At 49.6% G+C, this 6,685-nt stretch carries 9 protein-coding genes; 4 read left to right on the top strand and 5 right to left on the bottom strand.

Annotated features, from left to right (window positions below):
- Nucleotides 1-253 (top strand): hypothetical protein (locus F451_RS28260; RefSeq protein ID WP_205624074.1); only part of this gene is annotated, 253 nt, incomplete at its 5' end.
- A 249-nt stretch (nucleotides 254-502) separates the two neighbouring features.
- Nucleotides 503-1,474, top strand: coding sequence for a magnesium transporter CorA family protein (locus F451_RS0124150; protein WP_020683991.1), 972 nt, complete (start codon nucleotides 503-505; stop codon nucleotides 1,472-1,474).
- 434 nt (nucleotides 1,475-1,908) lie between these two features.
- Here F451_RS0124150 and ribA read toward each other — a convergent pair whose 3' ends face one another.
- The 3 genes from ribA to F451_RS26465 form a co-directional block, all read right to left on the bottom strand.
- Entirely contained in the window at nucleotides 1,909-2,505 is a 597-nt protein-coding gene (ribA, locus tag F451_RS27515) for a GTP cyclohydrolase II RibA (RefSeq protein ID WP_083928545.1), read from the bottom strand.
- Nucleotides 2,505-3,887: a nucleoside-triphosphatase gene (locus F451_RS27510; RefSeq protein WP_083928544.1), complete on the bottom strand. Its 1,383-nt coding sequence runs from the start codon at nucleotides 3,885-3,887 to the stop codon at nucleotides 2,505-2,507. Before F451_RS27510 ends, ribA begins: the two co-directional genes overlap by 1 nt.
- A 449-nt stretch (nucleotides 3,888-4,336) precedes the next feature.
- Nucleotides 4,337-4,735: an acyl-CoA dehydrogenase family protein gene (locus tag F451_RS26465; RefSeq protein ID WP_240476537.1), complete on the bottom strand. Its 399-nt coding sequence runs from the start codon at nucleotides 4,733-4,735 to the stop codon at nucleotides 4,337-4,339.
- Nucleotides 4,736-4,912: 177 nt separating this feature from the next.
- On the opposite strand from F451_RS26465, the gene F451_RS0124130 reads away from it, so the two are divergent.
- Together F451_RS0124130 and dksA are read left to right on the top strand one after the other, a co-directional pair.
- Nucleotides 4,913-5,221, top strand: a complete 309-nt coding sequence (locus tag F451_RS0124130; RefSeq protein ID WP_020683988.1) for a hypothetical protein — start codon at nucleotides 4,913-4,915, stop codon at nucleotides 5,219-5,221.
- 43 nt (nucleotides 5,222-5,264) lie between these two features.
- Nucleotides 5,265-5,696: an RNA polymerase-binding protein DksA gene (gene dksA, locus F451_RS0124125; protein WP_020683987.1), complete on the top strand. Its 432-nt coding sequence runs from the start codon at nucleotides 5,265-5,267 to the stop codon at nucleotides 5,694-5,696.
- 49 nt (nucleotides 5,697-5,745) lie between these two features.
- Here the strand turns inward: dksA and F451_RS0124120 are convergent, their stop codons facing one another.
- On the bottom strand, nucleotides 5,746-6,204 hold the full coding sequence (locus F451_RS0124120; RefSeq protein WP_020683986.1) for a hypothetical protein: 459 nt from the start codon (nucleotides 6,202-6,204) through the stop codon (nucleotides 5,746-5,748).
- Entirely contained in the window at nucleotides 6,204-6,329 is a 126-nt protein-coding gene (locus F451_RS28670; RefSeq protein ID WP_020683985.1) for a hypothetical protein, read from the bottom strand. Before F451_RS28670 ends, F451_RS0124120 begins: the two co-directional genes overlap by 1 nt.
- Nucleotides 6,330-6,685: the final 356 nt, after the last annotated feature.

The following is a 6,685-nucleotide window of genomic DNA, read 5'->3' as shown; positions in this document are numbered from 1 at the left end:
TTCAAATTCAGCCATGGATTTTCCTGCGAGCTTCAATCGTTTTCACATCGCGGCATTCAATCACGCCTACTTAGAGGTATCAATGAGCAGTGACCCTAGCCCACAACGCTTATTAACCTGGTGTGCAAATAGGTTCCCTACCTATTTGCACATCACGCCACGGAAACGGGCGCAGGTGCGCGGACATGCTGGTTTCCGCGGCGTTCGCATTGGCCTGCGGCCAATGATGAAGCATCCCTGCTTCATGTATTAACCCGCCGGATTAATAACCACTGAAAACTGGAAAATCAGATATAAAACTCTACTGCCTGGTGTCGGCTTCCTGTCCCCATCTGCCGACCACGATTAGGCTATCCGGGGTCTCTCCGCAGTCGGCAGCCGGCACAAACCGGACATTGATGAACCTGGAAATAGCTACACTGTCCCCGGAATTCCGACATTTGCGTTACACTCGATAGTCTCACGAGTCTTCCTGGAGCCATCGAATAAATGGACCTTGCCGATGACGTTTGCCATTGAGTTCGACTTCAACACCAAGCAGGAACGCCCGGTGGCCCTGGAAGAGATCGCAGCGGTGCCGGCGAGCGGACTTTATTACTGGATCGACCTGGAGGGCGAGCCGAAAGCAACGGCAAGGGGGTTTCTCGAGCGGATGAACATCGACCCGCTGACCCTGGACCTGCTTTTCGACGACGATACCCCGCCCAGATTCAACGTGTTTTCCTCCTGTCTGCACTTCATGCTCAAGGAAGCCCGCGTGGTGAACGACGACTGGCTCACCGTGCCCGTGCAGGTGGTGCTTGGGTCGCATTTCATGCTCACATCGCATCCTGCGCGCGTGGAGTTTCTCGCCGATATCAAGCAAACCTACAAGGAAGATTTCCATGAGCACAGCCATTCGCCCGGCTTTTTGCTCTTTGAACTTGCGGACCATCTGACGCAGGGCTACCGGCTGACACTCAACGGCATCAGCGAAATGATCGAAGGCGTCCAGGCGCAGATATTGGGCGAAGCGGGAAGCGAGATGTTCCACGAAGTCAACGACCTGATCCGCTGGCTGCTGGAATTCCGCAAGATCATCATTGCCACCCGGGAGATCGTGCACGAACTGGCCACGCGCAAATCACCCTTCGTCAGCGAGAGCACGCGACCGTTTCTGGAGAAAAAGGGCGTGCTGCTGGACCGCCTGAGCACGGATGTCACCACGGAACGCGAGGTCCTTTCGGAGAGCCTGAACCTCTTCATGGGCATCGTGAGTTACCGCACCAACCGGGTCGTCACCAAGCTCACGATGGTCAGCATGTTCTTTCTGCCACTCTCGTTTCTCGTGGGCCTGTACGGCATGAACTTCGGCTCTCCCGATTCCACGATGCCGGAACTCGGCTGGAAATACGGCTATGTGTTCTTCTGGTGCGTCGTGGCCACCATCGTCGGCTCGTTGGTGTACTGGATGCGACGCAATAAATGGTTTTAGTATGACGTCCTGAAACGTTAGGAATCGCTTTAGCGGAACGCATGGCGAGCGGGCGCCCCATAGGGGTGCTCACGGGGTCACCCATTGGCCGACGGTGGTCAGGTCTTGCCTTTTGCCCTCACAGATGAGAAACCAGAGGAAAAGACAAGGCCTGACCCCGGAGCCCACGGAATTAAGTATACTGTCCCCGGAATTCACGAAAATAAACCATTCACCGAACAAACTTGATCTGACCAACACTGTCCGTTGTCGGCACGAATCGGACATCGATAAACGAGGAAAGAAGTATACTGCCCCCGGAATTTTTTGTGTTTATATTTTTTGTGTTTATATACAGTGTAGCTATGACTGAGCATCATGGGTAATCAGGTAATCTTTTACATCTTTCTAGGAATTTTTGTTCCTCGAACTTGAGGATATATTTCTAATATGTTTCAGTCATCTATCAGATGTCCAAATTTTTCCGCTTTTGTTCGATATAAAGAGGCGACTTCATCCGAGGGATTAGGAACACGCAAGCTAGCAGTTTCAACTTCAATTCCAAATTCTTTCAAACCATTGGCTTTATCTGGATTGTTAGTTAACAGTCTAACTTTTCGGACTGAATTTCGTACTAAATATTCAGCGACTTTTTGGAAGCTTCTATTATCAGGAGAAACTCCAATAGAAATTCGAGAATCATGGGTATCCATGCCTTCGACCTCAAGAGCTGTCGCCTTAACTTTTGCCGAAAGTCCAGCTCCACGGCCGTCAATTCTGAGATAAAATAGAATTCCGCATCCTTCCTTACATATTTCACTCAATGCCATATGCATTTGGTCTGCGCAATCGCAAAGAGCACTGTCAAAAGCCTCAGCGAAAACGCACTCAGAATGAATTCTTACTAGTGGTGCTTCGGCGGAAAACGGATCGCCTTTCAGTAGAACTAAGTCCCCATCCACTGCATCGGTTAGCTCTACTGATTCTACAGTGATCTCACCCCATACTCTTGAGGGAATTGTAGCCCGCTCTCCTAGAAAGTTCTTGTACATCAAAACTCTCCAATTCTGATTGAAACTTCTTTAGATAGTTCATCTTTCATTTTCTCACGTATTTCTGGACAGATTGTTTTTAATACACCTCTAGGATTCCGCTTAATCTTTGTGCCTAGACTTTCGGAATCAAGTACTGATTCGTCTGCTACCGTAAAGTACGCACTTATCTCAAATGATTCAATTAGTCTTTTGATTGCAGAGCAAAACTTTTCACTGCGTAATTGCATAGGCCCAATCTCATCTACGAAGAATAGGCGAACGCCATTATTAATCGAAATTTCAATTTCATCAGCAATATCATCCCATATCAATGAATCTACATCATATAATTCTTTTTCATTCCGATTGGCGAAACGCCTTGCTGAAGAAAACTCTGAAGTTATTGCTTCAAACCCGATACGTTCGTCATTATCACTAAGGATTTCTTTCGACAATACGTAATATGGATTAGCTCGAACCGATAATTTAATCAAATAATCCATGAGCGTTGACTTTCCCGATCTAGGCTTTCCAGTTATAAGGGTAAGCTTACTAGCAACCGACCACATAGATTCGAACTGATTCCTATAGACATTAAATGTATTAGGTGAGCTTGAAAAAGACACTGGAAAATCTGCTTTTTCCTCGTAAGGAACCTTAAATCCAGCGAGCCTAACCAAGGCCTGACAGTGATCTTTAACATTTGAATGTGGGTCAGCCATAACCATGGTATATGATACCGGATAAGGTAAATATCGAATTTCTAATTGATTATTATATGATTTGGCTGATTTCGAAATTTCGAACATATGTTCGGTAAACTTCTCACTGCGGGCCTGAAACGACTGAGAAGATGACAAGGTAGAATTCCTGAAAGCCATAAGGCTCGCTGTAGTATTATCGGGGGAGGCCAATAGAACTTTTATTTTACCACCCCCCTGAAGAAAGGAGATTATTTCAGAGCGATAGGTTTCTGATAGCAAACTACCTGTTTCTTGTACAAACCACAGCAAGGATGCTGCCTGGCGGATGTATTTCGATTCACTTGTTTTAGTAGAGAAAAATTTATCTGCCTCAGGAGTCCCCAAAGAGTGTATTACTTTTTTTGAAACGTCTTCTGCAAGATTGTTTCGCCTCTCTGCTTCACGATAATTTTCTATCTCCTTTAGAAGCGCATAAGAAAATACAAACAATATAAAAACTGGAATTATTCCTGCCAGAAGTGCCAATGATAAGTCACGGCCAATCTTCAGATATGTTGATTCTGTTGAAAGGTTTGTTGATGCCATCCAGAAATACGTACCAACTAACACAATGATAGCTACTACAGCACCGATCATCCCGAGCTTTTCAATTGCACGAAGTAGACCTGACATCTCTTTATTTTCGCTAATATTCATGATTATCTTTAGTTTGAGTTAACATTTCAATACTGCGTAGACACGCTTACATGCAAATCACAATGCTTTTAAGAGCAGTAAATTTACTGAGAGTAAATTTACTTCGCATACCACAACCGTTCATCTCCGTTGAAACCAAGCATGTCGTTTATTTGCGAGGCTACGCGAAGTATCCGGCAACCCCAGCCCATAATATTTTTATATTGGACTAATTCTGATCGTCATGCCAGTAAGAACTGAGCATGCCGTTGCGGTGATACGCGCACGCGAACTAGCATCCACGTATAAGCAATGTCCGATTTTATCCTTAAGCGGAAAAACAAATTTCCGAATATTCTTAATATTCTGATTTTTGGTATTTATTTCGAATAACCGCGACGTAGCGTTTTAAAAAAAGAAAAGGAATGCACAGGCTGGCAGAGGAGCGGGCGCTCCTCTGCCGAAGGGGATCAGGTGGCGTTGGCTACCTGCGAGACGCGGCTGAGGTGATAGTCGCTATCACCGAGCAGTGCCTGGAGTACGCGGATGCGCTTGAAGTAGAGGCCGACATCGAGTTCATCGGTGACGCCGATGCCGCCGTGCATCTGCACCGCCTCGTTGCTGATCCGGTCGGCCATTCGGCCCACCTTCCATTTTGCCAGGCTCACCCATTGCGCGGCCTGTTCGTCGTTGCTGTCGATGGCGTTCAGTGCCGCCATCAGGCTGCTGCGTGCCAGTTCCAGTTCCACATGGGCCCAAGCGGCGCGGTGCTGCAGTGCCTGGAAGGCGCCGATGGGGGCATCGAACTGGATCAGCGCTTTGGCGAGGCGGTGAAGAACTTCGTTGCACCGCTGGGCCGCGCCGGCCAGCCGGATGAGATTGCAGCAGGTGTTGAGTTCCTGCTGTCAGAACAGGCCCGCTTTATCAACGGCACGGTGCTGTTATCGATGGTGGCATGGATGCGATGATGCGCGCCCAGCACTTCTGAAACCCTAAGAGAAGTCCCCTGCTTCACGTTCGAACGCGCTGCGGTGTGGCGCACATAGATGCTCATGTTCGACGATAGCCTCGATTTCATCATCGAACAGGCCACAGATGTCGAGGCCTTCCTGCTAAGTCCGCAGGATATAGATCCTGTTTCATTGACTTCAAACAGCATCCTGCACCCAACACTCCCCGTCCTTCATTATCAGTGCACCGCTAGGGGCCAGATCCGGTTTGGGCCTGGTCAATATGACAGGCGCAATCTGCAACCCAGGGCTCGTTATTTTGATAACCCGCCGTTCGACCACCGCAGCATGCAGATGCTCGCAGAATACGGGCTACTGCTGGTAACTGGGGCCGAATTCTGTTAGCTTCGCGAACCGCTTTTAACAACCAGAATAACAATGGCTTAATATGCTGCAGAACCCACACCAGATCAGCGATATCAGCTTCGTACCCTATGCTGTCGGCGAGAACGAAGACTATATGAACGATGCGCAGCTCGCCCACTTCAGGCAAATACTGCTGAACTGGCGCCAGACAATGCTGCAGGATATCACCAACACCGTGGGACACCTGCAACAGGCGGCCTCGAACCATGCGGACCCCTTGGACAGGGCCACCCAGCAGGAGGAAATGACCCTCGAACTGCGAACCCGCGACCGTGAAGGCAAGTTGATTCGCAAGATCGACCAGACGCTGGAGCGGATCCGTGAGGAAGATTACGGCTATTGCGATACCTGCGGCATCGAGATTGGCATTCGCCGCCTGGAAGCGCGGCCGACGGCGAATCTATGCGTGGACTGCAAGAGTATCGCGGAGATTAAGGAACGCACCCACAAGTGATCCTCGCCCCGGAACCGGGGCGCGTCACAGCCGCCTGACAGGCCATCGGTCAAATATCGCCCAGCCGGTCGCTGCCCTGCGCCATCTGCATGGCCTCGTGCTCTTCCAGAGCGATGAGGTTTTGCAGCAGCTCCTTTGCCGAAGCCGCGCCGGACTGAGCGCGAAGATACCGATACAACTCGATCACCTGATGATGCTGATCAAGAACCCGAGCCATGACATCCTGAATATCGAGCCCGTCGTACTCCGTGTCACACATCCGTTCCAGTGATTCGGGATTCTTGTCGAAGTATTCGTAACACCAGGTATTGAGCGCCCGGCTGTCAGCCATCTTCTCGAACCGGCTGACCACCCGGGCGAGCTTGTCTTCGTGCTGCTCCAGAAAGTCGAGCAGCGACCTGGCGCGTTCGTTAACCACCCTGTCCTCGCACTGAGCCAGGCAGCGGGACAGCTGGCGATGCAGGTTGGCGGTCCAGTGAAGCACGTCTTTGAGGGTTTCGATTTTCATCAGGCACTCCCTAGATAGTCTAGTGTCGTTGCATACTCGGCCACCTCAGTCTTGAAGGCGGTGTACCGAGGCAGATGATTGCGCATGCCCTCGAGGGCAAACAGTTCGCCGCGGTACATTTTCATCTTTGAAATACCTTTAATCTGTGCAAGCAATCATCTGGCAGCCTGTCGGACTTAGCCGATCATAATGATGGATAGACTGTTTTACGGCGGTTTTGCACTCATTTGGGACAATACATTGGCAGAACGGCCAATTCACACAGCCTTAGCTACCGGCAGCACAAGCTACATGAGTGTAGCTTGTGCATCGTGATTCTATTTATTAACCCGGCGGGTTAATACATGAAGCAGGGATGCTTCATCATTGGCCGCAGGCCAATGCGAACGCCGCGGAAACCAGCATGTCCGCGCACCTGCGCCCGTTTCCGTGGCGTGATGTGCAAATAGGTAGGGAACCTATTTGCACACCAGGTTAATAA

This window comes from Marinobacterium rhizophilum DSM 18822 (assembly GCF_000378045.1).
In the GTDB taxonomy this organism is placed as follows: domain Bacteria; phylum Pseudomonadota; class Gammaproteobacteria; order Pseudomonadales; family Balneatricaceae; genus Marinobacterium_A; species Marinobacterium_A rhizophilum.
The sequence above is the reverse complement of the archived record's forward strand: the minus strand, read 5'-3'. Positions and strand labels throughout refer to the sequence as shown.

What these genes read in the sequence shown, in the direction of transcription:
- F451_RS0124150 (WP_020683991.1), top strand. Translation starts at nt 503, where the DNA reads ATGACGTTTGCCATTGAGTTCGACTTCAACACCAAGCAGGAACGCCCG.
- ribA (WP_083928545.1), bottom strand. Translation starts at nt 2,505, where the DNA reads ATGTACAAGAACTTTCTAGGAGAGCGGGCTACAATTCCCTCAAGAGTA.
- F451_RS27510 (WP_083928544.1), bottom strand. Translation starts at nt 3,887, where the DNA reads ATGAATATTAGCGAAAATAAAGAGATGTCAGGTCTACTTCGTGCAATT.
- F451_RS0124130 (WP_020683988.1), top strand. Translation starts at nt 4,913, where the DNA reads ATGCTCATGTTCGACGATAGCCTCGATTTCATCATCGAACAGGCCACA.
- dksA (WP_020683987.1), top strand. Translation starts at nt 5,265, where the DNA reads ATGCTGCAGAACCCACACCAGATCAGCGATATCAGCTTCGTACCCTAT.
- F451_RS0124120 (WP_020683986.1), bottom strand. Translation starts at nt 6,204, where the DNA reads ATGAAAATCGAAACCCTCAAAGACGTGCTTCACTGGACCGCCAACCTG.
- F451_RS28670 (WP_020683985.1), bottom strand. Translation starts at nt 6,329, where the DNA reads ATGAAAATGTACCGCGGCGAACTGTTTGCCCTCGAGGGCATGCGCAAT.